This window comes from Streptomyces ficellus (genome assembly GCF_030406405.1).
Taxonomy (GTDB): Bacteria; Actinomycetota; Actinomycetes; order Streptomycetales; family Streptomycetaceae; genus Streptomyces; species Streptomyces ficellus_B.
Genome location: NZ_JAUEPL010000005.1, coordinates 65,580 through 90,179 on the forward strand (window position 1 = coordinate 65,580; position 24,600 = coordinate 90,179).

Here is a 24,600-nt window from a genome sequence, read left to right on the forward strand (position 1 = left end):
GATCGCGGTCGGGGGCTCGACGCCGTGCCCGCATTTGAGAGGATTGTGGGAGCGTCGGCCAGGAGAGCGGGGGCGGATGAAGCGCATCGGAGTGACCGGCCACAGGGACATCCCCGACCAGCTCCTCACCCATGTCCAGGCCGCGGTGCGGGCGGTCTTCCACGGCCATGACGGCTCCCTGGAGGTGTTCTCCAGTCTGGCGGCCGGGGCGGACCAGCTCTTCGCGGACATCGCCCTGTCCTGTGGTGCCGAGCTGACCGTCGTCATCCCCAGCGGGGACTACGAGGACGGCTTCGACGACCCCGGCGAGCTCGCTCGCTACCACTGCCTGCGCGAGCGGGCCACGCGCGAGGTGCGGATGGACTACCCGCACTCCACGGACGAGGCGTACTACGCGGCCGGCACCTACATCGCCGACCACTGCGACCGGCTGCTCGCGGTCTGGGACGGCCGCCCGGCCCGCGGCCTCGGCGGCACGGGCGACATCGTCCGCTACGCCCGCGAGCGGGGGACGCCGGTGACGGTCATCTGGCGGGCGGGTGTCGAACGGGCCTGAAGCGCTCGTCTCACCGCCGGTGCTGGACCAGCCAGTCGGTGTGCTGCGGCGAGACGATCCGCTCGGTCTCGTACACGGCCGCCGCCCACCGGTCCTCGCCGATCACCGTCTCCATCGCGGTGTGCATCGCCGCGAGGTCCTCCTCCACCAGGGAGTGCGCCGCGATGAGCGGCTGGTGACGGCGGATCTCGCTCCAGGCGACGCACGAGGCCGCCGCGGCCGACAGCAGCCCGGCCGCCACGGCCGACCCGCCGGCCGAGAAGGTCTGCAGCGCGCCCAGGAACAGGGCCAGCGCGGTCAGCATCGAGATGGTCACGGACCACAGTGTGGTCGCCCGGCGCGACACCACGGTCCGCCTGTGGTACCAGTTGCGCTGCTCGATCAGCCGGTCCCTGACGTACGTCTCCTTGCGTACGCGGAAGGGCTTGGCGCGCAGCATCCGCATGGCCGGGGTGATGAGCTCCGCCCGCGCGTCGGCCGTCCCCGACTCGCGCGGGTCGGCCCAGCCCACCTTCCGCAGCTCGCTCAACCCGTCCTCCAGCCGTGCGAGGAACTCTCCTTCCGGGTCGGGGCAGTTGGCGTCGAAGGGAGCCCCATGGACGGCGTACCGCCAGCACATCGACTTGATGAACTCGGCGGCGGAGCGGTTCAGTTGCCAATGCGACTTCGCTCGGCGTCCGGAGGCGCGGTACGTGGCCAGCAGCACGCCCGCGTACGCCACCGCGCTGAGCGCTCCGGCCAGTTGGAAGCCGGCACCGATCCGCCAGCCGCCCGGCACCGCCGCCAGGCAGGCGCCCAGCACCAGAAGCCAGAGCTGCAGACGGGTGTCCTGGACCGCCTCACGCTGCCGCGCGATGGCGGTCTCGTCGGATCGGTGGAACAGCGCCGGCAGATCCGCGTTTCGGAAGACCATGCTCTGCAGTGGGCCCTGAAACGCCGTCATGCGCACCCCCGTCTGCGGTTTTGTCTCACTCTTTCGATGGAATGGCTTGTTCCGGGCCGTTCGGGGAATGCCGGTGCAACGCTTTTCGTTCCCGCTCCACGCGCTGATTTGCCGCGGGTGGCCATGAGAGTAAAGTCGTGCCGCCAACACCGCAACGGTGCGGTTATCCCCAGACCGACCCACATCCCCCAAGGACGGCCGTCGTGAGCCTTCAGCCCCCAGTCGCATTCGCTGTCGCGAAGAAAAATCGCGTGGCCCTCCCCGAGATCGACGTGCGCGGAGCCACCGCCGCGAAGAAGCTCAGCCGCGTTCTTCCCTCGGTGAGTGAGCGTACCGAGCGAGTCCCGACGTTCAACTCCGCGCTCTAAACTGGCGGAATGACTGGACCGCTGGTCCCTTTTCGCGAGATCGTCCTGAAGGTCCACAGCAGGTGTGATCTCTCCTGCGACCATTGCTATATCTACGAACACGCTGATCAGAGCTGGCGTACCCGCCCCAAAGCAATCTCTGACCAGGCCATTTCCTGGACAGCTCTGCGACTGGCCGAGCATGCCGAGAAACATGCCCTGCCCTCCGTGTCAGTGATCCTGCACGGAGGGGAGCCTCTGCTGGCAGGGCCCGCACGCCTCAGGCGCGTCTGCGAGGAACTCACCGCCGCCCTCGCCCCGGTCACCGAGCTGGATCTGCGCATCCACACCAACGGCCTGCGACTCAGCCCCCGCTACCTCGATCTCTTCGACGAGTACGGCGTGAAAGTGGGCATTTCCCTCGACGGCGACAAGACGGCCAACGACCGCCACCGCCGCTTCGCCGACGGCCGCAGCAGCCACCCCCTGGTCCTGAGGGCGGTCGACCTGCTGCGCCAGAAGCGCTACCGCCACCTCAACCTCGGCCTGCTGTGCACGATCGACGTGGCCAACGACCCCGTGGCGGTGTACGACGCGCTGACCGCGCTCGACCCCCCGCGCATCGACTTCCTCCTGCCGCACGCCACCTGGGAGGACCCGCCGCCCCGTCCGGACGGCTCACCCACCGCGTACGCCGACTGGATCCTCACCGTCTTCGACCGGTGGAACCACCAGGGCAGGCCCGTCCCCGTACGCCTCTTCGCCTCCGTGCTGTCCACGCTCGACGGCGGCCCCAGCCTCACCGAATCCCTGGGCCTGGCCCCCACCGACCTGGTGGTCGTCGAGACCGACGGCACCCTGGAACAGGTCGACTCCCTCAAGAGCGCGTACGAAGGCGCCGCCGCCACCGGATTCGATGTGTACCGGCACTCCTTGGACGACGTCGCCGCCCACCCCGGCGTCCGGGCCCGCCAGCTCGGCCTCGCCGGAGTCGGTGACACCTGCCGGCGGTGCCCCGTCGTCCGCTCCTGCGGCGGAGGGCTCTACACCCACCGCTACCGCCACAGCAGCGGCTTCGACAACCCGTCCGTCTACTGCGCCGACCTCGAAGCGCTGGTGCGCGGCATCGAGGCCCGTACCGCCGCCGCCACCGCGCCCCCCGCCCTCACCGACCCCGGCGCGCTCCTCGCCGAACAGCACGAGCTGACCCGCGTCCTGCTCGCCGAACTGCACAGCGAGCTCGATGGACGCGGCGGCGAGCGGTGGGCCGAGGCCTGGGAGCTCGCGGGCGCGGTCGAGCGGCGCTCCGACGGGCTGGACGAGGTGCTCGCCCACCCTTATACGCGGACCTGGCTCCTCGACTGCCTGGACGCTCTGCGCGAGGAACGTCCCGGGGCCACCGGCCTGGCGGGGGAGCTGGCGCGGTACGTGGCGGCCGCGGCCGTACGGGGCGGGCTGGACGTGCCGGTCCGCGTCGCCCACCGGGGCGGCGCGCTGCATCTGCCGACGCTCGGGACGCTCCGGCTCGACGTGGCCGGTGACGCCGAGGTGTGGGCGACCGGGGACGGGTTGGCGGTACGGGCGGAGGGGACCGAGCGGCGCGTCGAGCGGCTCCCTGAGGAGGGCGCCGGCTGGCGGCCCGTGCGGCACGGGGCGGGCGGCGTCGCGCTCGACGACCTCGACCCGTACCGGCACTGCTTCGACGCGCCCGCCGCCGGGCGGCTCACGCGCGCCGAGGCGGCCGACTTCAGCGGGCGGCTGGAGCGCGCCTGGGCGTTGCTGCGCGACGCCGTACCGGAACAGGCCGGTGAGGCCGCCGCCGGCCTGCGCGTCCTGACCCCACTGGCCGGAGCGGAGCCCTCCGTGGGACGGCACGGATACGGGGCGCTCGGCCTGCCGCTGCACGAGGAGACCGGTGCGCTCGCGCGGGCCCTGCTGCGCGGCTTCCGGCGGGCCAAGCTGCGGGCGCTGCTCGACGTCGCGGACCTCTACGCGCTGGACGGCGCCTGGAGCCACCCCGCGCCCTGGCGGGAAGCGCCGGTGCCGGTGTCCGCCCTGCTGGCCGGGGCGTACGAGCGGGTCGGCCTCGCGGCGTACGAGGAAGGCCACGCCGACCACGCGGAAAGGGCGCTCGACCTGCTGGAAAGCGCCGCCGAACTCACCGTCGGCGGAAAACTCGTGGTCCGCGGGCTGCGTGAGGAACTGTCCCGGGCCCAGCCGTGCCGATCAAGAAGGCCGTCCGCCGTGCCGGCGCGTGGATGACCGAAAAGCAGCGTGGAATGACCGAACGCCATGGGAGTGGTCCGCAGCGCGCTCCGGAATGATTAATCAGCTCGTATCCTTCTCCTCCCGGATACGAGTGATCACATAGGACGGGGGTCGTGTGCAGGCGTCACCGCAAGCGCGAGCGGCGGACCATCGGCCGTACTTCTTCCTGAGTTATGCGCACACGCCGAGGTACGGAGCCGGCGGCCCCGATCCCGACATGTGGGTCGAGCGGCTCTTCCGCGATTTATGCGGCCATGTGATGGCCATGACCGACCTGCCCGCCGGAGCCTCCGCCGGGTTCATGGACCGGGAGATACGTTCCGGCGAAGGCTGGTCGGAACGGCTCGGGGAAGTCCTGGCCACCTGCCGCGTCTTCGTCCCGCTCTTCTCGCCCCGCTACTTCGTCAGCGAGATGTGCGGCAAGGAGTGGTACGCCTTCGCCACCCGGGCCATCTACCACCACGCCAAGCACAACAGACCCGCCGAAGCCATCGTGCCCGCCCTGTGGGTGCCCGTCCCGCCCGAGCAACTCCCCGGCCCCGCCGAGCGGTTGCAGTTCAACCACCGCGACTTCGGCGACCGGTACGTCACCGACGGGCTCTACGGCCTGATCAAACTCCGCGTATTCGCCGAGGAGTACGAACGGGCCGTATACGAACTGGCCAAACGCATCGTCTCCGTCGCCGACGCCGTCGCCATCAGCCCCGGCAGACCCGTCGACTACCGCGCCGCGCCCAGCGCCTTCGGCACCCCGGGCCGCGGCCCCCGGCCCCTGAAGGTCACGGTCGCCGCCCCCACCCGCCACGACCTCCCCGAAGGCCGCGACCCCCGGTTCTACGGCGAGATGCCGCAGGACTGGAGCCCGTACCACCCCGACGCCGCCCGGCCGCTCGCCTACGTCACCGAGGACCTGCTGCGCGCGCTCAACTACCAGGCGACCGTCTCCTCCTTCGACCATGACACGGGCCCGCCGGACGCCAAACAGCCCCCCGGCCGGCCCGAGATCCTGCTCCTCGACCGCTGGGCCCTGAAGGACGAGGAACGCCGCGAACGGCTCGCCGCCTTCGACGCGGAACACCGCCCCTGGGTCAGCGTCGTCGTCCCGCGCAACCAGGGCGACCACCAGACCCGGGCCGCCGACGCGGAGCTGAACGAGACACTCGAACGGACCATGCCCGTCAAGATGGGCCAGGGCCGCGCCGCCGGCCGGGCCGCCGCGAGAGGCGTCCCCAGCATGGAGGCGTTCGGCCAGATCCTGCCCCAAGTGGTGGAGGCGGCCGCCCAGCAGTACCTGCGGCACGCCGCCGTCTACCCGCCGGCGGGCGGCCGGCACACCGAGCGGCCGCGGCTGCGCGGCCCGGTGCCCGGCGAGTTCACCACCACGCACGTCAGACCGGAGACGCACCACAACGCGCCCGATGCGGAGGACTTGGATGACAGCCAGTCGTGACGGACGCATCGTCACCTTCTACTCCTACAAGGGGGGAACGGGGCGGACGATGGCCCTGGCCAACACGGCGTGGATCCTCGCCGCGAACGGCAAGCGGGTCCTGGCCGTCGACTGGGACCTGGAGGCCCCCGGCCTGCACCGGTTCTTCCACCCCTTCCTCGACCCGTCCACGCTCGGTGCCACCACCGGCGTCATCGACCTGATCACCGAATACGCCTGGGCCGCCACCAGTCCCGCGCAGCGGCCCGACGACTGGCACCGCGACTACGCGCGCATCCAGCCCCACGCCGTCTCCCTCACCCCGGAGAACCTCGGCTGGGAGTTCCCCGACGGGGGCACCCTCGACTTCGTCTCCGCGGGCAAGCAGAACCGCGAATACTCCGCCACCGTCTCCACCTTCGACTGGGACAACTTCTACGACCGGCTCGGCGGCGGACACTTCTTCGACGCGCTGCGCGACGACATGAAGGCCCACTACGACTACGTCCTCATCGACAGCCGCACGGGCCTGAGCGACATCGCCGACATCTGCACGGTGCACCTGCCGGACGCGCTGGTCGACTGCTTCACCCTCAGCGACCAGTCCATGGACGGCGCCGCCGCCGTCGCCCGGCAGATCGACGAGCGGTACGGCGGGCGCGGCATCCGGATCTTTCCCGTACCGATGAGGATCGACGAGGGCGAGAAGGAGAAGGCGGATGCCGGACGGGCGCTGGCGCGGCTGAAGTTCGACGGTTTCCCGACCGGGCTGACCGGGGAGGAGCTGGCCTCCTACTGGGGCGCGGTGGAGATTCCGTACCGGCCGTACTACGCGTACGAGGAGACCCTCGCGACCTTCGGGGACGACGCGGGGATCGCCAACTCGCTGCTGTCCGCCTTCGAGCGGCTCACCGCCGTGATCACCGACGGGCGCGTCACCTCCATGCCCACGGTCGCCGAGGAAGTACGGCTGCGCATACGTGACGCGTTCACCCGGCGCCGGCCCGCCATGCCCGCCGACCTGTTCCTGTCGTACGTCGCCGAGAACCGGATGTGGGCCGACTGGATCGAGTCGGTGCTCACGCGGGCGGGCTTCCGTGTCGTGCCGCGCGACGTCTCGGCCGACCCCGCGACGTCGGGCGGCGATGTTCTGCGGGCCGCCGAGAACGCCACCCGCACGGTGGTCCTGCTGTCCAGCGCCTACCTCAAGTCCGCGCGGGCGGTGGACGTGTGGGAGCGGGCCGCCGCCGACGACCCCGGCGCCGGGCGGCGCCACCTGCTGCCGGTGCGGGTCGGGGACGTCCGGCTGACCACCCCGTACATCGACCGCAACCCGGTCGACCTGTTCCGGCTCGACGAGACGCACGCCACCGCCGCGCTGCTGCGCGCCCTGGACCGGCCCGTCAAGCTCAACGAGGGCGTGCCGCCCGGGCCGCGCTTCCCCGGGACCGTGCCGAAGATCTGGAACGCGCCGCCCCGCAACCCCGGCTTCACCGGCCGCTCCGTGGTCCTGGAGCGGATGCGCGACCAGCTCGGGGGAGGGATGGCCGTCGTCCTGCCCCAGCCGCAGACGCTGTACGGGCTCGGCGGCGTCGGCAAGACCCAGGTCGCGCTGGAGTATGTGCACCGCTTCATGGCCGACTACGACCTGGTGTGGTGGATCCCCGCCGAGCAGACCGACGGCGTGATCGCGTCGCTGGCCGAACTGGCCGTCCGCCTCGGCGCCCAGGGCGGCGAGGACATGGCCGCCGCCTCCCAGGAGGCCATCGACCTGCTGCGGCGCGGTATTCCCTCCCACCGGTGGCTGCTGGTGTTCGACAACGCCGACGACCCCGATCAGCTGAAGCGGTTCTTCCCGACCGGTGGCCACATTCTGGTCACCTCCAGGAACCAGACGTGGTCGCAGTACGGCGACGCGCTGCCCGTGGACGTGTTCCTGCGGGAGGAGTCCATCGAACACCTCCAGCGCCGGGCCAAGGGGCTGAGCGTCGAGGACGCCGACCAGGTCGCCACGGCCGTCGGTGACCTGCCGCTCGCGGTCGAGCAGGCGGCCGCCTGGATCGCGGAGACGGCCACGCCCGTCGCCGCGTACCTGGAGCAGCTGGAGCAGGCCGCCGCGCGCACGCTGGCGCTCAACCAGCCGGCCGGCTATCCCGAGCCGGTCGCCGCGACCTGGAACGTGTCCATCGAACGGCTCAAGGAACGCTCACCGGCCGCCGTGCGGCTGCTCCAGCTGTGCGCGTTCTTCGCGCCCGAGCCGATCCACGCCAACCTGCTGTACAGCAAGGAGATGATCGAGGCGCTCAAGCCGTACGACCCGTCGCTCCAGGAGAAGCTGGTGCTGGGGCGGGTGATCCGGGAGATCGGGCGGTTCGCGCTGGCCAAGGTCGACCAGGTGTCCAACTCCATACAGGTGCACCGGCTGGTGCAGGCGGTGATCCGCTCGCAGCTGTCGGAGGAGGAGCAGAGGCAGGCCCGGCACGCCGTGCACCGCATCCTGGCGGGGGCGCGGCCCGATGACGACGAGCCGATCGACAACCCGGAGACATGGGGCCGGTTCGCCACCATCTGGCCGCATCTGGGCACGTCCGAGGCGCGGTTCTGCAAGGAGCCGGAGACCCGGCGGCTGCTCATCGACCGCGTGCGCTACCTGTGGAAGCGGGGGGACTGGCAGACCGCGTGGACGCTCGGCAGCGAGCTGCGCGAGGCGTGGAAGGAGATGCTGGGCGACCGTGATCTGCAGTACCTGTACCTGCGGTTCCACCTGTCCAACATCCTGCGCTCGCAGGGGCGGTACGTGGAGGCGCGTGAGCTCGACGAGGTGACGCTGGAGCGGCAGCGGGAGGTGCTCGGGCCCTCGCATCCGCACACGTACATGACGACGAGCGGCCTGGCGATGGACCTGGGGACGCTCGGGGAGTACGGCAGGGCCATGGAGCTGGCCACCGAGGCGCACGAGGGCTTCAGCGAGATCTTCCACGAGTCCCACCCGCGCACCCTCGCCGCCGCCAACAACCTCGCGCTGAACCTGCGCATGGTCGGGCAGTACGCCCGGGCGCGCGAGATCGACCAGGAGGTCTTCGACCGGCGCACCGAAGTGCTCGGGCCCGACCACCCCTACACCCTGTCTTCGGCCACCTCGCTCGCCCGCGACCTGCGGGAGGTCGGGCGGTACGAGGACTCGGTCGCCCTGCTCAGCCGTACGTACGCCACCTACAAGGAGACCCTCGGCCGCGCCTTCCCCGGCACGCTGGCGGCCGCCAAGTCGCTGGCCGTCTCCCTGCGCAGGGCCGGCCTGCTGGACGACGCGCGACGGCTCACCACGGCCACCCGCAACCGCTACCGGGCGAAGTACAGCTCGGCCAACCCGGACTCGCTGGCCTGCGACCTGAACCTGGCGGCGGACCTGTTCGCGGCGGGTGAGCCGGTGGCGGCGCGGGACCTGGCCCAGGAGGTCGTCGACCAGTACCGGAAGGTGCCGGGGGAGCGGCACCCCTACACGCTCGCCGCGATCAACAACCTGGGCATCTACCAGTGGGGGTGCGGAGCCCCGGAGAGCGCGGAGCAGCTCCTTGAGGGCGCGCTGCGGATCATGCGGGAGGTGCTCGGTGAGCGGCATCCGTACGCGCTCTTCTGCACCGTGAACCTGGCGAACGCCAGGGCCGACGTGGGGGAGTTCGAGGAGGCGCTGCGGATCGAACGGCGGACCGTGGGCGCGTTGCGGGAGGTGCTGGGCGGGCACCACCCGGAGGTGCTGGGCGTGGCGTCCAACATGGCCGTCACGCTGGGCGCGCTGGGGCGCAAGGAGGAGGCGGCGCGGCTGCGGGCGGAGACGGCGGCGGAACTGGCGCGGCAACTGGGCGACGAGCACGCGCTGGCCCGGCTGGCGCGGGAGGAGCGGCGCGTGCACCGGGACCTGGAGCCGTTGGCGGTGTGACGGGGCGGGGTGCGCTCCGGCGCCGGGCGCCGGGTGCGGCTCAGTGGTCGAGGAGCCAGGTGAGGACGCGCGGCAGGGCGTGCAGGGCGTCGAAGTGGGCGGCGGCCGGTTCCAGGACGGCTGTCGCGCCCGGGATGCGCTGGGCGAGCCAGCGGGAGTGGCCGACCGGTGAGAACACGTCCTGCTCGCCGTGCCAGAGCAGCACCTCGCCCGGAATGTCCGCCGGGTCGAAGCCCCAGGGGCTGCAGAAGGCCAGCGCGTCATCGATCCAGCCGTACGCCGAAGTGCGCAGCGCCTCCCGGTAGTTGCGCAGCAGCATGGATCTGACGCCCGCGTCCGAGACCACCATCCGGTCGGAGGCGGTCAGCTCCCGGCGCAGGTCGTCCAGGAGCCGCACCGGGTCCTTGCGGATCTCATCGGCGCGTGGTGTGAGGCGGGCGGCGACGCCCTCCGGGTCGAGCGTCGCGGTGGTGTACTCGGTGACGTTGGACGCCGCCATGCCCTCGAACCAGTCCAGCCCGTCCGCGTCCCGTGGCGCCAGCGTCACGAGCGCGGCGGTACGCGTCACCCGGTCGGGGAGCAGGGCCGCGCAGGCCAGTGCGTGCGGGGCGCCGCCGGAGCGGCCCACCACCGCGAACCGCTCCAGACCGAGGGCGTCGGCGATGTCCGCCACGTCCGAGGCGACGGAGGCGACGCTGCGCCCCGCCAGCCGGTCGGAACCGCCGTAGCCGGGGCGGTCGTAGGCGATCAGTTGCATACCGCGCTGGTAGAGCACCATGCCGCGTGGAGCCGGGCCGAGCCTGCTGCCGGGCGTGCCGTGCAACAGGAAGACCGGACGGCCCTGCGGGTCCCCCAGGCGCTCCACCATCAGATGCCGGCCGTCCGCAGCGCGCACCCGACGTCGCAAGCCCCCGCCTCCTTCGCTGTAGGTCCCTCGATGATTACCCATCAGGGTGCCCGTGTCTCCTGTCGTGACGTGTTCCGCGTTCGCAAACGGCAACCGCCCCGGAATGGTGGGTGCTCCGGGGGCACGGCGTGAAGGTCGCGTGCGCGTCCTGAGTTCGACCTTGTGTGCTACCGGCCGGTATCGGGATAGTGGGCTGCCCATCCTCCGTGTCCAGGGCACCCCACGCGCCCGGACACGGCCCCCACAGGAGGTCGAAGTTGAAGCACCGACGCATACCCAAAAGGCGTGCGGCGTTCGCCGGTGGAGCCGCGGTGGCTCTGCTGGGAGCGGGAATCACCTTCCAGACTGCGAACGCCAGCGAGGAACCGCCGCAGTTCACCGTGAAGACCCTGTCGGTGGCCGCGGCGGGAGATCTCGCCTCGACACTGGAGAAGACGCTCGGCGGCGACGCGGGCGGGTCCTATTACGACGCCGGGTCCAGGACGCTGGTCGTCAATGTGGCGGACGCGGCCGCGGCCGACTCCGTACGCACGGCCGGCGGTGAGGCGAGAATCGTCGAGCACACGCTGGCCGAACTGGGCGAAGCCCGGCAAACCTTGAAGAACCGGGCGACCATACCGGGGACGTCCTGGGCCGTCGATCCGGTGACCAACAAGGTGGTCGTCACGGCCGACCGTACGGTCAAGGGCGCGTCGCTGGACCGGCTGACGCAGGTCGTGAAGGGGCTGGGGACGAAGGCGGAACTGAAGCGCACGGCAGGCGAGTTCAGGCCCTTCATCGCGGGCGGTGACGCGATCCACTCCGGCGGCGGGCGCTGTTCGCTCGGGTTCAACGTCGTCAAGGACGGGCAGCCGCACTTCATCACCGCCGGCCACTGCGGCGACACGGGCAGCCAGTGGTCCGAGACCGGAGGCGGCCCGGCGATCGGCACCATGGTCGACTCGCAGTTCCCCGGCAACGACTTCGCGCTGGTCAAGTACGACGGTGAGACCGCGCATCCGAGCGCGGTGGACCTCTACGACGGCGGCACGCAGGCGATCACCAAGGCGGCCGAGGCCACCGTGGGGATGCGGGTGGTCCGCAGCGGGTCGACCACCCAGGTGCACGAGGGCAAGGTCACCGGCCTGAACGCCACCGTCAACTACGGCAACGGCCAGGTCGTCGAGGGGCTCGTCCAGACCGACGTCTGCGCGGAGCCGGGAGACAGCGGTGGCTCACTGTTCTCGGGTGACGCCGCGATCGGGCTGACCTCGGGCGGCAGCGGCGACTGCTCGTCGGGCGGGGAGACGTTCTTCCAGCCGGTGACGGAGGCGCTGACGGCCTTCGGGGCGCAGATCGGCTGAGTTCTCTTCCGGTCTTCCGGTCTTCCGGTCGTGTGCTCTGCCGGTCTGCCGGTCTTCCGGTCTTCCGGCGGGATCCCGGACTTCGGTCCGGGATCCCGTCGTGTCAGGCCCTGTCCTCTTTCCTGCGGACCGCCGACATCACCAGGGTGACCACGGTGCCGACCACCGCCCAGATGGCCAGGACCTGCATCGCGCCGGAGAGCGCGTTGCCCTTGAAGTACGCGATCGAGCGCGCCGCCCAGGTGCCCGCGCCCGGCGGCAGGGCCGGGCCGATCGTCCGCCAGAAGTCGGGCAGCATCGGGGCCGGGAAGGCCCCTCCGGCGGACGGGTTGCCCGCGATCACGATCAGCAGGACCGCCAGGCCGATGCCGATGACGCCGGTGAGCGCCTGGAGTGCGAGGGTGATCGCGCCCACCGCGAAGACGACCAGGGCGCCCAGGCCCCACAGCCCCAGCACGCTGCCGGGCAGGGCGCCGAGGAGGGGCCCGACGATGACCGCGCCGCCCAGGCCCCCGGCGATCGCGGAGAGCGCGATCACGGCGAGCCGGATGATCGCGCGCTGGGGGTTCGAGGGGCGGGAGCCCGCGCTGATCGCCAGGATCGACGCGCAGAGATAGCCGCCCACGCACCAGCCGACGACGAGGTAGAAGGCGGACAGGCCGTCGAAGTCCTCGGGGGAGGCCGGGGCCACGTCGACCGTGCGGACCGTGCGCTGCTGGGCCTGTTCCAGCTGGGTGGTGATCCGGGTCAGGGCGTTGGCGAGGACCGTTCCGCCGCCGGAGGCGACCAGCAGGGTGTCGGTCGTGCCGCGCGGGTCGATGATCAGTGCGCCGTCGATCTCCCGGTTCAGGATCTGGCGGCGCGCCTCGGCCTCGTCGCGGACCACGCGCGGGTAGAGCGGATCGCCGGGCAGGTCCGCCAGCCGTTCGGCGGCCTGGGTGGCGGCCGGGCCGGGGGCCACCACACCGAAGGGCACGTCGGTCGGCCTGGGCTTGTGCAGGGCGCCCACGTAGGACGCGATGAACAGCAGCTGCAGGGCGAGCACCCCGATGACCAGCAGGGCGGCTCGGGGCGTGACGGCGCTCTTCACCTCATCGACGAGCTTCATGCCCCCACGCTCGGGGGCGCTCCCCGTTCATGCAGGTGGGGTGGGCTGAATGGCGGATTCCTATCCTGTCGTACACCCGTTCGAACGTGGTCTATGGTGGTAGTGGGGGAGGTGAGACCGGATTGATCCAGGAGGTGCGGGTGCCAGGGTTCACGCATCTGCACACCGTTTCGGGCTTCTCCCTGCGGTACGGGGCCTCTCACCCGGAGCGGCTGGCGGCGCGCGCCGCCGAGCGCGGCATGGACGCCGTCGCCCTGACCGACCGCGACACCGTCGCGGGCGCGGTCCGGTTCGCCACGGCCTGCGCCAGGGAAGGCGTCCGGCCGCTGTTCGGGGCCGACCTCGCCGTGGGGGAGCGGGATACCGGGTCCTCGCCCACCGAGCGCCGCCGTACCCCCGTGCGCGGCGGTGCCTTCGTCGACGAGTCGGCGCCCCGTGTGGTCTTCCTCGCCCGCTCCCGGGAGGGCTGGGCCACGCTGTGCCGGCTGATCAGCGCCGCGCACGCGGGAGAGGGCTCCCCGCTGCTGCCGTGGGGGGAGAACCACGGCGACGGTCTGACCGTGCTGCTCGGACCCGACTCCGAGGTCGGCCGCGCGCTCGGTGCCGGCCGCCCCGACCGCGCCGCCCGGCTGCTGGCGCCGTGGCGCGAGGTGTACGGCGACGCCGTGCGCCTGGAGGTCGTCCACCACGGCCGCACCGGCACCGGCCCCGGCTCCCTGCGGCAGGCCGCCCGCACCCTCGGCTTCGCCGCCGAGCGGGGTATGCGCGCCGTGCTGACCAACGCCGTGCGGTACGCCGACCCCGGCCTCGGCCCGGTCGCCGACGTCCTGGACGCCGCCCGGCGCCTCGTACCGATCGACCCGCGCAAGGGGCTCGACAGCGGGGAGCGGTGGCTGAAGGACCCGGCCGCGATGGCGGCCTGCGCCCAGGCGGTCGCCGAGGCCGCCGGGCTGCGCCGCGACACCGCGCACCGGCTGCTGGCCATGACCGAGGAGACCGCCGCCGCGTGCCTGGTCGACCCCGAGGACGACCTCGGCATCGGCACCGTCCACTTCCCCGAGGCCCACCTCGTCGGCGCCGGCCGGCGCACCGCCGAGCGGGTGCTGCGCTCGCGCTGCGCCGCCGGGATGGTGCTGCGCGGCCACGACCGCAAGCACGCGTACTGGACCCGCCTGGAGGACGAGCTGCGCACCATCGAGCGGCTCGGCTTCGCCACGTACTTCCTCACCGTCGCCCAGGTCGTGGACGACACGCGGCAGATGGGCATCCGGGTCGCCGCGCGCGGCTCCGGCGCCGGGTCGCTCGTCAACCACCTCCTCGGCATCGCCCACGCCGACCCCGTCGAACAGGGCCTGCTCATGGAGCGCTTCCTGTCCGTGCGGCGGCCCGCGCTGCCCGACATCGACATCGACGTGGAGTCCGCGCGCCGCCTGGAGGTCTACCGCGCGATCCTCGGCCGCTTCGGCCCCGAGCGGGTCGCCGCCGTCGCCATGCCGGAGACCTACCGGGTGCGTCATGCCGTACGGGACGTGGGCGCCGCGCTGTCCATGGACCCGGCCGACATCGACCGGATCGCCAAGTCCTTCCCGCACATCCGCGCCCGGGACGCCCGCGCCGCGCTGGACGAGCTGCCCGAGCTGCGTGAGCTGGCGGGGGAGCGGGAGAGGTACGGGAGGCTGTGGGAGCTGGTCGAGGCGCTGGACGCACTGCCGCGCGGCGTCGCCATGCACCCGTGCGGAGTGCTGCTCTCCGACGCCTCGCTGCTGCGCCGTACGCCGGTGGTGCCGACCAGCGGCGAGAGCTTCCCCATGTCGCAGTTCGACAAGGACGACGTCGAGGAGCTCGGGCTGCTCAAGCTCGATGTGCTCGGCGTACGGATGCAGTCGGCGATGGCGCACGCGGTCGCCGAGATCCAGCGGGCGAGCGGCGAGGTCGTCGACATCGACGACCCGGCACAGGTGCGGCCCGGCGACCCCGCCACGTACGACCTGATCAGGTCGGCCGAGACGCTCGGCTGCTTCCAGATCGAGTCGCCGGGCCAGCGCGATCTGGTCGGGCGGCTCCAGCCGTCCACCTTCCACGACCTGGTGGTCGACATCTCGCTGTTCCGGCCGGGCCCGGTCGCCGCCGACATGGTGCGGCCGTTCATCGAGGCCCGTCACGGGCGGGCGCCGGTCCGCTATCCGCACCCGGATCTGGAGGACGCGCTGCGGGAGACGTACGGGGTCGTCGTCTTCCATGAGCAGATCATCAAGATCCTCGACATCATGACCGGCTGCGGGAGGGAGGAGGCCGACGCGGTACGGCGCGGGCTGTCCGACCCCGAGTCGCAGGGCCGGATCAAGGTCTGGTTCGAGCGGAGTGCGAAGGCCAAGGGGTACGCGGCCGATGTGGTCGCGCGGACCTGGGAGATCGTGGAGGCGTTCGGCAGTTACGGGTTCTGCAAGGCGCACGCGGTGGCCTTCGCCGTACCGACGTACCAGTCGGCGTGGCTGAAGGCGCATCACCCGGCGGCCTTCTATGCCGGTTTGCTCACGCATGATCCTGGTATGTACCCCAAGCGGCTGCTGCTGGCGGACGCCCGGCGGCGCGGGGTGCCGGTGCTGCCGGTGGATGTGAACCGATCGGCGGTCGCCCATCAGATCGAACTGGTGTCCGGTTCCCTGGGGAAGTGGGGCCTGCGGCTGGCCCTTTCGGACGTCCACGGCATCAGCGAGGCGGAGGCCGCGCGGATCGAGGCCGGCCGGCCGTACGCCTCGCTGCTGGACTTCTGGGAGCGGGCCCGCCCCAGCAGGCCCGTCGCCGAACGGCTCGCCCAGGTCGGCGCGCTGGACGAGTTCGGCTCCAACCGGCGCGACCTGCTGCTGCACCTCGCCGAACTCCACCGCCTCCAGCGGGGATCCGGCTCGTACGGCGACCAACTCCCGCTCGCGGGCGGCCGGAAGGCCGCGCCCATCGGGCTGCCTGACCTGAACGACGAGGAGCGGCTCAGCGCCGAGCTGGGCGTGCTGTCCATGGACGCCTCGCGGAATCTGATGAGCGATCACCAGGCGTTCCTGGCCGAGCTGGGCGTCGTGTCCGCGCAGCGGCTGCGCGGAGCGCCACACGGGCAGACCGTGCTGGTCGCGGGCGCCAAGGCGGCCACCCAGACCCCGCCGATCCGGTCCGGCAGGCGCGTCATCTTCACCACGCTCGACGACGGCACGGGCCTGGTGGACCTGGCCTTCTTCGACGACAGTCACGAGGCGTGCGCGCACACCGTCTTCCACTCCTGGCTGCTGCTCGTACGGGGCGTGGTGCAGCGGCGCGGGTCGCGCAGCCTCAGCGTGGTCGGCTCGGCCGCCTGGAACCTCGCCGAGCTGGTGGAGCTGCGGCGCGAAGGCGGCCTGGACGCGGTGGCGGCGCGCCTGGCGGAGCCGGTGGCGACGGCTCCGTCGGACAGCGGGCGGCGGATCACGATGCCGACCGGGTACGAGATGAACCCCTGGGCGGACCTGCGTCCGGCGGGTGAGGGGGCGGCACCGAAGAAGTTGTGGCACCAGAGTCCGGGGAGCGCGGGATGATCCTCTACGTACGATTCCGGCTGGAGCCGACTCCTGAAGGAGGAGGGACCGACGCCCTGCTTCCCCAACTGGTGGGCCTGCTGGGGCAGTTCACGCCGGTCGTCCAGGCGATCCCACCGGACGCCGCGCTCGCCGACGTGCGGGGAGCCGTACGGTACTTCGGGCGCGGCCCCGCCGAGCTGGCCGCCGTGATCCGGGTCCGGGCGCTCGCCCTGTACGGCGTGGACTGCGCCATCGGGGCCGGGCCCAACCCGCTGCTCGCCCGGATGGCGGCACGGGACGCGGCGCCCGGGACGACGCTGGTGGTGACCGACGCGGAAGCGTTCCTGCGGGACAAGCCGGTCGCCGAGCTCCACGGAGTGGGCACCGCCACCGCCCGGATGCTCTGCTCGTACGGGCTCGACTCCATCGGGCGCCTCGCCGCGGCCCCGCTCGCCGTGGTCCAGCGCATCGTGGGCGCGCGGGCCGGGCGCGAGCTGTGGGAGCGGGCGCAGGGCACCGACCGTACGGCGGTCGTGCCGAACGCCGCGTCCCGGTCGGTCGCCGGTGAGCGGACCTTCGACCGCGACGAGCTGGACCAGGAACGGCACCGGCGCGCCCTGCTGTCGCTCGCCGGGGAGCTGGGCGCGCGGATGCGGGGCGAGGACCAGGTGTGCCGCTCGCTGACGCTCACCGTGCGGTACGCCGACCGGTCGTCCACCACCCGCACCCGCACCCTGCGCGAGCCGACCGCCCACTCGGTGGAGCTGGCCGCCACCGCGTACGCGATGCACGAGGCGCTCGGGCTCCAGCGGGCACGGGTGCGCGCGATCGGGCTGCGCGCCGAGGGGCTGACGTCCGCCGAGAAGGCCGCGCACCAGCTCTCCTTCGACCCGGCCGACGACAAGGCGCGCCGGATCGAGGCGGTGGCGGACAAGGCGCGGGCCAAGTTCGGGCCGGGGGCGATCGTGCCGGGGTCGCTCGCCGCCTAAAGCGCGGCGGGAACCTGGAAGCCGACCTTCGCCAGGTAGCGCGCCAGGTAGGCCGGGTCCCGGGTGGCCAGGCCGATGTGGCCGTCGGGGCGGATCAGGAACAGGCCCCGGCCGAGCTCATCGGCCAGGGGGCAGTCGGTGACCTGGTGGGTGCGGATGTCCGACGGTGTCCCGGGCGGCGGGCAGCCCACCGCCAGCAGGGTGAAGTGCGGGCCCTTGAGCAGCTCGAAGAGGCGTCGCGTACCGCCGTCCGGGGTGGCGCACGGGAGGTCGGGAGCGCGGTCGCCGGCCTGGGCGGCGGCCGGGGAGAGCCGTTCGCGCGTCTCGGTGGACAGCGTGCTGTCGCGGTAGTGGGCCGACAACTGGTGCGTGACGCGGCCGCGTTCGCGCGCCTCGGCGCTGCCGCCCTCGGGCCGGCGGCCGGCCCGGTAGAGGCGGGTGCTCAGCTCCAGGACGGCGGCGGCCGCGGGCTGCCGCTCGGCCTCGTAACTGTCGAGCAGCGCGGGCGGGGCGTGGTGGCGGATGACCTGGCCGAGCTTCCAGCCCAGGTTGTACGCGTCCTGGACGCCGATGTTCAGGCCCTGTCCGCCGCCGGGCGGGTGGACGTGCGCGGCGTCGCCGGCAAGCAGGACGCGGCCCTCGCGGAACCGTTCGGCCAGTGCCGTACGGGGCCGGTAGCCCGAGACCCACCCCACATCGGTGACCGCGTCGGCGGGCAGGTGGGTGCGGGCGGCGATCAGGGCGCGTACCGCCTCCGGGGCGGGCTCGGGGTCCTCGATGTCCGTCCGGGCGGACAGCTGGAAGTCGTCCGTCCCGGGCAGCGGGCACAGCAGGAGCGGACCGCCCGGGGCGTCGGGCCAGATGTGCCAGTGGTCGCGGTCCAGGTCCCGGACGCGTACGTCCGCCACCAGCGACGGGCGCAGATCGTCCGCCCCGCCCTTCATGGCGACACCCAGCGACTCCCGTACGGTGCTGCGCCCGCCGTCGGCCCCGACCAGGTACGGGACGGTCAGCGTCCGGCGGCTGCCGTCGGGGTGCGCCAGCTCGGCCAGTACGTGCCGGTCGGTCTGGTGCAGGGAGGTGAACCGGGTCCCGTACTCCACCGATCCGCCCAGGGCGAGGAACCGGTCCCGCAGGATCTCCTGCGTACGCCACTGAGGGACCATCCACGGTCCCGGGTAGCGCGACGCCGGGGCGTCCGGGTCCTGCTCGATCAGCCGCCACTCGCCCTGCCGCCGGCCGTCCCGCCAGGTCTGCATGGGCGGGAAGGGGCCGCCGGCGGCCTGGAGCGCGGCCATGACGCCGAGGTCGTCGAGGACCTCCTGGGTGCGCGGCTGAAGGCCCTTGCCGCGCGAGCCGGGAAAGGGCCGGGCGGCCGCTTCGACCACATGGGCGCGCACGCCGCGCCGGGCGAGGTCGCAGGCGAGCGCGAGCCCGGTGGGGCCGGCGCCGACGACGAGAACGTCCACGGCGCCGTGCACCGATGCACCTCGGTACGTGTCGCTGCGCATCTCTCACCGCTTTCTCCCGGACGGCACGGCCCGGACATGCATCGCACGGCCGCCTGCCGCAATATGCGGAATATGCCCCTGAAGGGGATGGCCCCTTCGCGCTGTCGGCAACATCCCCCCGGTTGGCCTGATGACCGTACGCACACCTCGGAGCACACGATGGTTCCTCCCGGCACGGCTGTCACCTGCCCCTTCGACTTCAGCGACGCCCTGGAATTCGACCCGCTGCTGGCCGAGCTGATGTCCCGGGGCCCGGTCACCCGGATCCGGCTGCCCTACGGCGAGGACGAGGCGTGGCTGGTCACCAGCTTCGACGGGGTACGGCAGGTGACCACCGATCCGAGGTTCAGCCGGGCCGCCATCGTCGGCCGGGACTACCCGCGCCTGACCCCCGAGCCCATCGTCTCGCCGGAGTCGGTCAACGTCATGGACCCGCCGCACAGCGCGCGACTGCGCCGGGCCGCCGCGCAGGCGTTCACCAAGAGCCATGTGGACCGTATGGAGCCGGCCGTGCGGCGCGTCGTCGACGGGCTGCTGGACACCATGGCCGAGCACGGCCCGCCCGCCGACCTGGCCGAGCACCTCTCGACGCCGCTGCCGCACCACACCATCTGCGAACTGCTGGACATCGCCCCCGCCGACAGGCCCGTACTCCTGCGCCGCACCCAGGCGTTGCTGAACACGGCTCCGCAGGAGCGGCGGGCGGCGGCGGAGGCCAAGGCGAACCTGCGGGAGTACTTCACCGGTCTGGTCGCCGACCGGCGGCGCGCTCCGGGCGAGGACCTCATCAGCCTCATGGCCGGCGCGCGGGACGGGGAGGAGCCGCTGAGCGACGACGAGCTGGCCGTACTGGCGGTGACGCTCATCCTCAGCGGCAATGACACGGCGACCTGCCAGATCAGCAACATCGCCTACACCCTGCTCACCCGCCCCGAGCACCTGGCCCTGCTGAGACGGCACCCCGGGCGGCTGCCCGAGGTGCTGGAGGAGCTGCTGCGGTTCATCCCGTTCCGCAAGGGCGTCGGCATCCCGCGCGTCGCGCTGGCGGACGTGGAGCTCGGGGGAGTGCTCATCCGGGCGGGCGACTTCGTCCATGTCTCGTACCTGACGGCCAACCGGGACCCCGCCGTGTTCCCCCGCCCCGACGAACTCGATCCCGACCGGCCGCCCCGGCCCCATATGACGTTCGGCTGGGGCGGGCACCACTGCATCGCGGCGCCCTTGGCGCTGGCGCAGCTGAGGATCGCGATCGGGACGCTGCTGGAGCGTTTTCCGGGGCTGCGGCTGGCGGTGCCCGCGCATGAGGTGCGGTGGGACACCGGGACGATCCGGCGCTTTCCCCTCCGGTTGCCGGTGAGCTGGTAGGCACGGCGGCGCGCGGCGGTTATTCACCCGGGTTTACCCGGCCCCCGCCACCCCGGCGACCTGCGCCTCGGCATCGGCTGAGCGGCACGGCGGAGGGGCCCGTCCCCCCTGTGGACGGGCCCCTCGCCTTCGCCGCGGCGGGCGTCAGCGGGCCCTGCGGCGTGCGGCGCCGAACAGCACCGCGGCGCCGATGGCCAGGACGGCCGCGCCGCCGACCGCGAGGTACGGGGTGGTGCCGTCACCGCCCGTCTCGGCGAGGTTCCCGGAGGTGGTGGTGGCGGTGGGGTTGGTGGTGGCGGCAGCGGGCGACGGTGACGAGGCGCCGTTGGCCTCGGGGGCGTTCGCCTGCTCGGCCGCCGCGCTCGTCGGGGTCTCCGGCGTCGCCGGCGCCGACGGCTTCGCGGCGTGGTCGTCACCGCCGTGCCCGCCGTGGTCCACCGTCGACTGGCTCGCGCCGTCCTCGATCTGCTCCTCGGAGGGCGCCGACGCGGTCGGGGCCGGGTCGCTGTCCTTGCCGAAGACCACGTCGGAGCAGGTGTAGAACGCCTCCGGCGAGTCCGAGCGCTGCCAGATCGAATACACCAAGTGACGGCCGGACTTGGCGGGGACGGTGCCGTCGAACACGTAAGCCCCGTTCTCCAGCCTGGGGTTGGTCACCTTGGCGAACGGCTTCGCTTCCAGGTCCGACCACGTCAGCGCCTTGGCCGGGTCGTAGCCGTCCTTGGTGATGTACAGCTCGAAGGAGCCCTTGTGCGGGGCGGTCGCCTTGTAGCGGAACGTGTGGGGGCCGGAGGTGAGCGGTGAGGCGGGCCAGTCGGCACGGGCCAGGTCGAGGCCCTGGTACTTGTCGCGGTTGGCGCTGCACAGCTTGCCGTCCGGGATCAGCCGCTTGTGGTTCCCGGCGGCGTTGGCGATGTTCACCTCGTTCCAGTCGTAGAACGCCTGGGCGCCGCTCGCCGCCACCGCCGCCTTGCACGCCGCCGAGTCAGGGCTCTCCGGCCCCTCGGCGTAACAGGCGGACACCCGGCTGACCGGGTCGGTCATCGAACCGTGCGCGAGGGCCGGAGTGGCGGCCAGCCCGGCGAACACGAGCGGCCCGGCCCCGAGGACGACGACGGCGGCTGCGTGACGGCTGCGAGCTGTCATGGTGGCGTTCTCCTTCGACGGGAAAGCATGCGTGGGGGGTGTACGGAACGGGATCCGGCCAAGCGGTGCAGCCCCCCGGCTTCGGCACCGACCGGTCCGGACCAGCCCCGGTGATCAGCAAGCTAGCCCCTGGAAACCCTGAAATCCCCTGCTGGGAGCGGGTCATGGTGATCCTTATGCTCCGCTTAAGGCGACGCTAAGAGGCCGCTCAGGTACTCGCTCCCCGCGCGGCCGTCCGCCCTTGGCAGCGCGGTGGGTACTGTCCGCCGTAGTCCGCCGACGTCCGCCTGATGCCGTGGTTGGTGGCTCCCTGTATGGCCCCCACGGGGAGCCACCGACCGGTTGTGCCGCCCTCGGGGGAACGACCCTGGTAGCAGGGGAGCGTCCGCGTCCGGTCGACTTGCGCTTTGTAAGTTCGATCGGGGCGGCCTGACGGTCAACGTGGCGCGCCGCCACAACGCCCGGATAGAGCTGCTTGTGTCCAGCCCGGTCCAGCGTCGTTGATGTCAGCCGCGGATGTCCGAGCCTTCAGACCCGTAGTCCTGCCAGGATCGTCGGCGACGGTCATACCGGCCATCTTGGCGGGGGTGCTTGTTGCGATTGCGGCAAGCGTTGCTGTAGATGGCCTCGCCGACAGACGGATCCTGCCACCCTGGTGATGTGACCCTGCTACTCACTTGCGTTACACCTGCCTACGCCGTGCAGGCTTCAGACCGACGCCTGACGTATCTGGATGGAGAGATCGCCGAGGAGAAGGCTAACAAAGCCACCATTCTGGGGAATTTCGCCGCCTTTTCTTATACCGGATTGGCCAGATGCTCCGTAGGGGAGCCAACCGACGAACTACTGATGCGCTGCCTCGCGGCGCAGGGCAAGAATTTCTCTGGCCTATTGGACGAGTTGGCGAAAAATGCGTCACGAGACGTGCGCAATCTGCCTTTGCGTGTGCCAAAAGCGAATAAGAGAGCGGTGCGCAGGACGTCCTTTGTTGGAAGTGGCTTCGTGGGGCTGCGAAATCCCCAAGTTTTTAACAGGGAAAAGTCTAGCGATGACCTGCACCCATTTCTTGCCGTCGTCAGTAATGCGCAAGACCTAACGGAAGGCTGGAGAGCTGAAGCGGATCAGGAGTTTACTGCTCATTTGGGGTTCTTGCCCGAAGGTGCCCCATTCCTTCTCCATGCCGCAGGGCAGGCGCTACGCCCTGAGGAACGTGTGCGGCTAGAGAGAAACCTGCGTCGGGCGACCGAAAGGGTCTGTCACCCGCAGCCCATCGCCCGCCTCCTAGCCCGTGCCGTCAGGGAGGTGGCAGCTAGAAATGTCACCGTGGGGCCGAACGTCACTTGTACCCTCATAACAAGATCCACCGCCCTGCAGCCATTCGAATCAATTGCTGGCGGTATGGTGCCGATTGCCGCCGAAGTGCAAAGTGAAGCCGAATACTTCCGTCGCCCCCCTGCTCCGCAAGCCGATGATATGCGGTGGATTTATAGTCCAGCCGACCCTTCGGCAGCCTTGCATTACGGCCCTAATTTCGCCCTCAATGGGTTGATGATGAAGGGCTTCTTGTTCGGTCCAACGGACGTAGTGGACTCGTAGAGCCCATGGCGATAGAAACTAGGCACTGAGGTCGGTGGAGCGGCTTTGGGCGGGAGCTGCCATGGGGCGAGAGATCATGGCCCCGTAAGCTGATGCGCGTCGGGCAGTCTGTGGACCTGCCCGCTAAAGCACGACGTTGGGGCCATGAGCTTAGAGGCTCGCCCCATGGTGGCTGCCTAAAGCCGTGGAGCCGACCGCCCCAGCCACAGCGGTTTCCGCCCTTCGCCCGCAGCACGTGGCGCGCCGCCTGGCGCGGCCAGGCCGGGCGAAGACAGTGGCCGGGCCGCGCCGCCGAGGCGGCGCGCTCCCGCGCCGTGCGCGGGCCTTGATGAAGTAGAGATTTTGGGGCGCTCTTTCAATGAAGTGGCAGCCGTAACAAGCCGGTGCGGCTAGCGCAACAGCCACGCCGCGTGTTTGTCCCGGGCGGCCTGGGCGAGGACTCCGCGGAGTGCTTCCCTTGTCCGGCCGCGCGTCTTGACGGCGTGGCAGTTCGGGCAGAGGGCGACCATCTGTGAGGGGTGGTCACGGCCTCCGGCGGCGATCTCTTCTACGTGGTCGACTTCGAGGATTGGCCGCCCGTCGTCGGTCACGTCGTCCGGCTGTCCGGGACACCGGGGGTTCTCGCACCGGCCTTCGCATCTGATGAGTACGGCTTCGCGGGCTTGCGAGATGCGCACCGGGCGGGAGTTGATACCGCTGGAGCGCTTTCCTCTTGTGGCAGCCTCGCGGTGCTCGGCTGCCTCAACGAGTCTGCGGTACTCGGTGCTCCGGTTCGGATGCGGCGACCGGTCCGCGCGGGGCGGGGGCACGTCAGGCACTCGGGCAAGCCGCTCGCACTGAGCATGCCGAGATGCGCCGATGGGGACTCCGCCCTTGCCGCAGACCGGGCACGGCTTGTCGCTTGCGACCGGCAGGTCCCTTCGAGCTGCCGGAACGGTAGGTGACGTGTGTGCGGCCCCCTCTCTCGGGAGCCCTGCAGGTGTCTGGGGTAGATCGGGGGCGGGTTCGTCCGGCCGGGCTCGCGCCTCCATCTCTGCGCGGGCAGCGAGTTGGGCCCGGTAGACCTCGTCCAGTGCGCCCCGTGCGCGGCGGGGCTTCTTCATCGGCTGCTTCTGCGGCTTGCTGGTGAGAGGCGGGGTCTGGGCCTCGGGCTGATTTTGCTTCCGAGGCTTCTGCCCTTTCCCGCCTTCCGCCTGAGGCCTCCTGTTGATCCGGATGAGGTCGCGTCGCATTTCGCGGGTGACCAGCCTGCGCTTCGGCAGACGTTCGCCTTCAGGCGGTGCGGCTGCCTCACTCTTGCGGCTTCCGGCCTTCTCCTTGGCCTTGTTCAGGGCTTGACGGCGCACTTCGGCGCGCTCTGCGATGCGGGCGGCATCGCTTGCCCTTCTTGCTTCGACCTCTTCGGGAGAGAGTCTGGCTGCGCGGGCCAGGAATTCGGCGATTCTCTTGCTCGACGCCATATCACCTTCCTTTCGTGCCTTCCCCTGGTGTCGCACCAGGCTCACCTGAGTGGTCTCGAATGTGAGCGAAGGCGTTCCAACCATCCAGGCCCGCGCGGCGCTTTCGGATTCGGTGGCGAAGCCCCTCATCTCCTCTCATGCCGGCGGGAT

At 71.5% G+C, this 24,600-nt stretch carries 16 protein-coding genes; 10 read left to right on the forward strand and 6 right to left on the reverse strand.

The features are described from left to right. Positions 1–76 precede the first annotated feature (76 nt). Positions 77–556, forward strand: coding sequence for a hypothetical protein (locus tag QWM81_RS05400; RefSeq protein ID WP_290110350.1), 480 nt, complete (start codon positions 77–79; stop codon positions 554–556). Positions 557–566: 10 nt separating this feature from the next. On the opposite strand, the gene QWM81_RS05405 is transcribed toward QWM81_RS05400, so the two are convergent. Further along, entirely contained in the window at positions 567–1,469 is a 903-nt protein-coding gene (locus QWM81_RS05405; RefSeq protein WP_290110351.1) for a DUF4231 domain-containing protein, read from the reverse strand. A gap of 233 nt (positions 1,470–1,702) precedes the next feature. Here QWM81_RS05405 and QWM81_RS29350 point away from each other — a divergent pair, with 233 nt between their 5' ends. The 4 genes from QWM81_RS29350 (at position 1,703) to fxsT (ending at position 9,480) form a co-directional block, all read left to right on the forward strand. Further along, positions 1,703–1,867, forward strand: a complete 165-nt coding sequence (locus QWM81_RS29350; protein WP_493660864.1) for an FxSxx-COOH-like cyclophane-containing RiPP peptide — start codon at positions 1,703–1,705, stop codon at positions 1,865–1,867. 9 nt (positions 1,868–1,876) lie between these two features. After that, positions 1,877–4,108 carry a radical SAM/SPASM protein FxsBH, inactivated beta-hydroxylase extension form gene (gene fxsBH, locus QWM81_RS05410; protein ID WP_290110352.1) on the forward strand — a complete coding sequence of 744 codons (2,232 nt, stop codon included), beginning with the start codon at positions 1,877–1,879 and terminating at the stop codon, positions 4,106–4,108. A 121-nt stretch (positions 4,109–4,229) separates the two neighbouring features. Then, complete coding sequence (locus QWM81_RS05415; protein WP_290110353.1) at positions 4,230–5,564, forward strand: TIR-like protein FxsC; 1,335 nt, start codon at positions 4,230–4,232, stop codon at positions 5,562–5,564. After that, the gene (gene fxsT / locus QWM81_RS05420) at positions 5,548–9,480 is read left to right on the forward strand and encodes an FxSxx-COOH system tetratricopeptide repeat protein (RefSeq protein WP_290110354.1); all 3,933 of its coding nucleotides are present in this window, start codon (positions 5,548–5,550) and stop codon (positions 9,478–9,480) included. Before QWM81_RS05415 ends, fxsT begins: the two co-directional genes overlap by 17 nt. A 40-nt stretch (positions 9,481–9,520) precedes the next feature. Here the strand turns inward: fxsT and QWM81_RS05425 are convergent, their stop codons facing one another. Further along, complete coding sequence (locus QWM81_RS05425) at positions 9,521–10,387, reverse strand: alpha/beta fold hydrolase (protein WP_290110355.1); 867 nt, start codon at positions 10,385–10,387, stop codon at positions 9,521–9,523. Positions 10,388–10,644: 257 nt separating this feature from the next. Here QWM81_RS05425 and QWM81_RS05430 point away from each other — a divergent pair, with 257 nt between their 5' ends. Continuing rightward, positions 10,645–11,730 carry a S1 family peptidase gene (locus tag QWM81_RS05430; protein WP_290110357.1) on the forward strand — a complete coding sequence of 362 codons (1,086 nt, stop codon included), beginning with the start codon at positions 10,645–10,647 and terminating at the stop codon, positions 11,728–11,730. A gap of 103 nt (positions 11,731–11,833) precedes the next feature. Here the strand turns inward: QWM81_RS05430 and QWM81_RS05435 are convergent, their stop codons facing one another. Further along, positions 11,834–12,838, reverse strand: coding sequence for an ABC transporter permease (locus QWM81_RS05435; RefSeq protein ID WP_290110358.1), 1,005 nt, complete (start codon positions 12,836–12,838; stop codon positions 11,834–11,836). A gap of 140 nt (positions 12,839–12,978) precedes the next feature. On the opposite strand from QWM81_RS05435, the gene QWM81_RS05440 reads away from it, so the two are divergent. Together QWM81_RS05440 and QWM81_RS05445 are read left to right on the forward strand one after the other, a co-directional pair. Next, positions 12,979–16,401 carry a DNA polymerase III subunit alpha gene (locus QWM81_RS05440; RefSeq protein ID WP_290110359.1) on the forward strand — a complete coding sequence of 1,141 codons (3,423 nt, stop codon included), beginning with the start codon at positions 12,979–12,981 and terminating at the stop codon, positions 16,399–16,401. Beyond that, complete coding sequence (locus QWM81_RS05445; RefSeq protein ID WP_290110360.1) at positions 16,398–17,372, forward strand: DNA polymerase Y family protein; 975 nt, start codon at positions 16,398–16,400, stop codon at positions 17,370–17,372. Before QWM81_RS05440 ends, QWM81_RS05445 begins: the two co-directional genes overlap by 4 nt. Here QWM81_RS05445 and QWM81_RS05450 read toward each other — a convergent pair. Further along, positions 17,369–18,853, reverse strand: coding sequence for an FAD-dependent monooxygenase (locus tag QWM81_RS05450; RefSeq protein WP_290110361.1), 1,485 nt, complete (start codon positions 18,851–18,853; stop codon positions 17,369–17,371). The two genes, QWM81_RS05445 and QWM81_RS05450, sit on opposite strands and share 4 nt — an antisense overlap. A 189-nt stretch (positions 18,854–19,042) precedes the next feature. Here QWM81_RS05450 and QWM81_RS05455 point away from each other — a divergent pair, with 189 nt between their 5' ends. Then, positions 19,043–20,248, forward strand: coding sequence for a cytochrome P450 (locus QWM81_RS05455; RefSeq protein WP_290110363.1), 1,206 nt, complete (start codon positions 19,043–19,045; stop codon positions 20,246–20,248). Positions 20,249–20,392: 144 nt separating this feature from the next. On the opposite strand, the gene QWM81_RS05460 is transcribed toward QWM81_RS05455, so the two are convergent. Further along, the gene (locus QWM81_RS05460) at positions 20,393–21,394 is read right to left on the reverse strand and encodes a lytic polysaccharide monooxygenase (protein WP_290110364.1); all 1,002 of its coding nucleotides are present in this window, start codon (positions 21,392–21,394) and stop codon (positions 20,393–20,395) included. A 660-nt stretch (positions 21,395–22,054) separates the two neighbouring features. Here QWM81_RS05460 and QWM81_RS05465 point away from each other — a divergent pair. Next, complete coding sequence (locus QWM81_RS05465; RefSeq protein ID WP_290110365.1) at positions 22,055–22,990, forward strand: hypothetical protein; 936 nt, start codon at positions 22,055–22,057, stop codon at positions 22,988–22,990. A 389-nt stretch (positions 22,991–23,379) separates the two neighbouring features. Here the strand turns inward: QWM81_RS05465 and QWM81_RS05470 are convergent, their stop codons facing one another. After that, positions 23,380–24,450 (reverse strand): HNH endonuclease signature motif containing protein, encoded by a 1,071-nt coding sequence (locus QWM81_RS05470; RefSeq protein ID WP_290110366.1) that lies wholly within the window; start codon positions 24,448–24,450, stop codon positions 23,380–23,382. Positions 24,451–24,600 lie beyond the last annotated feature (150 nt).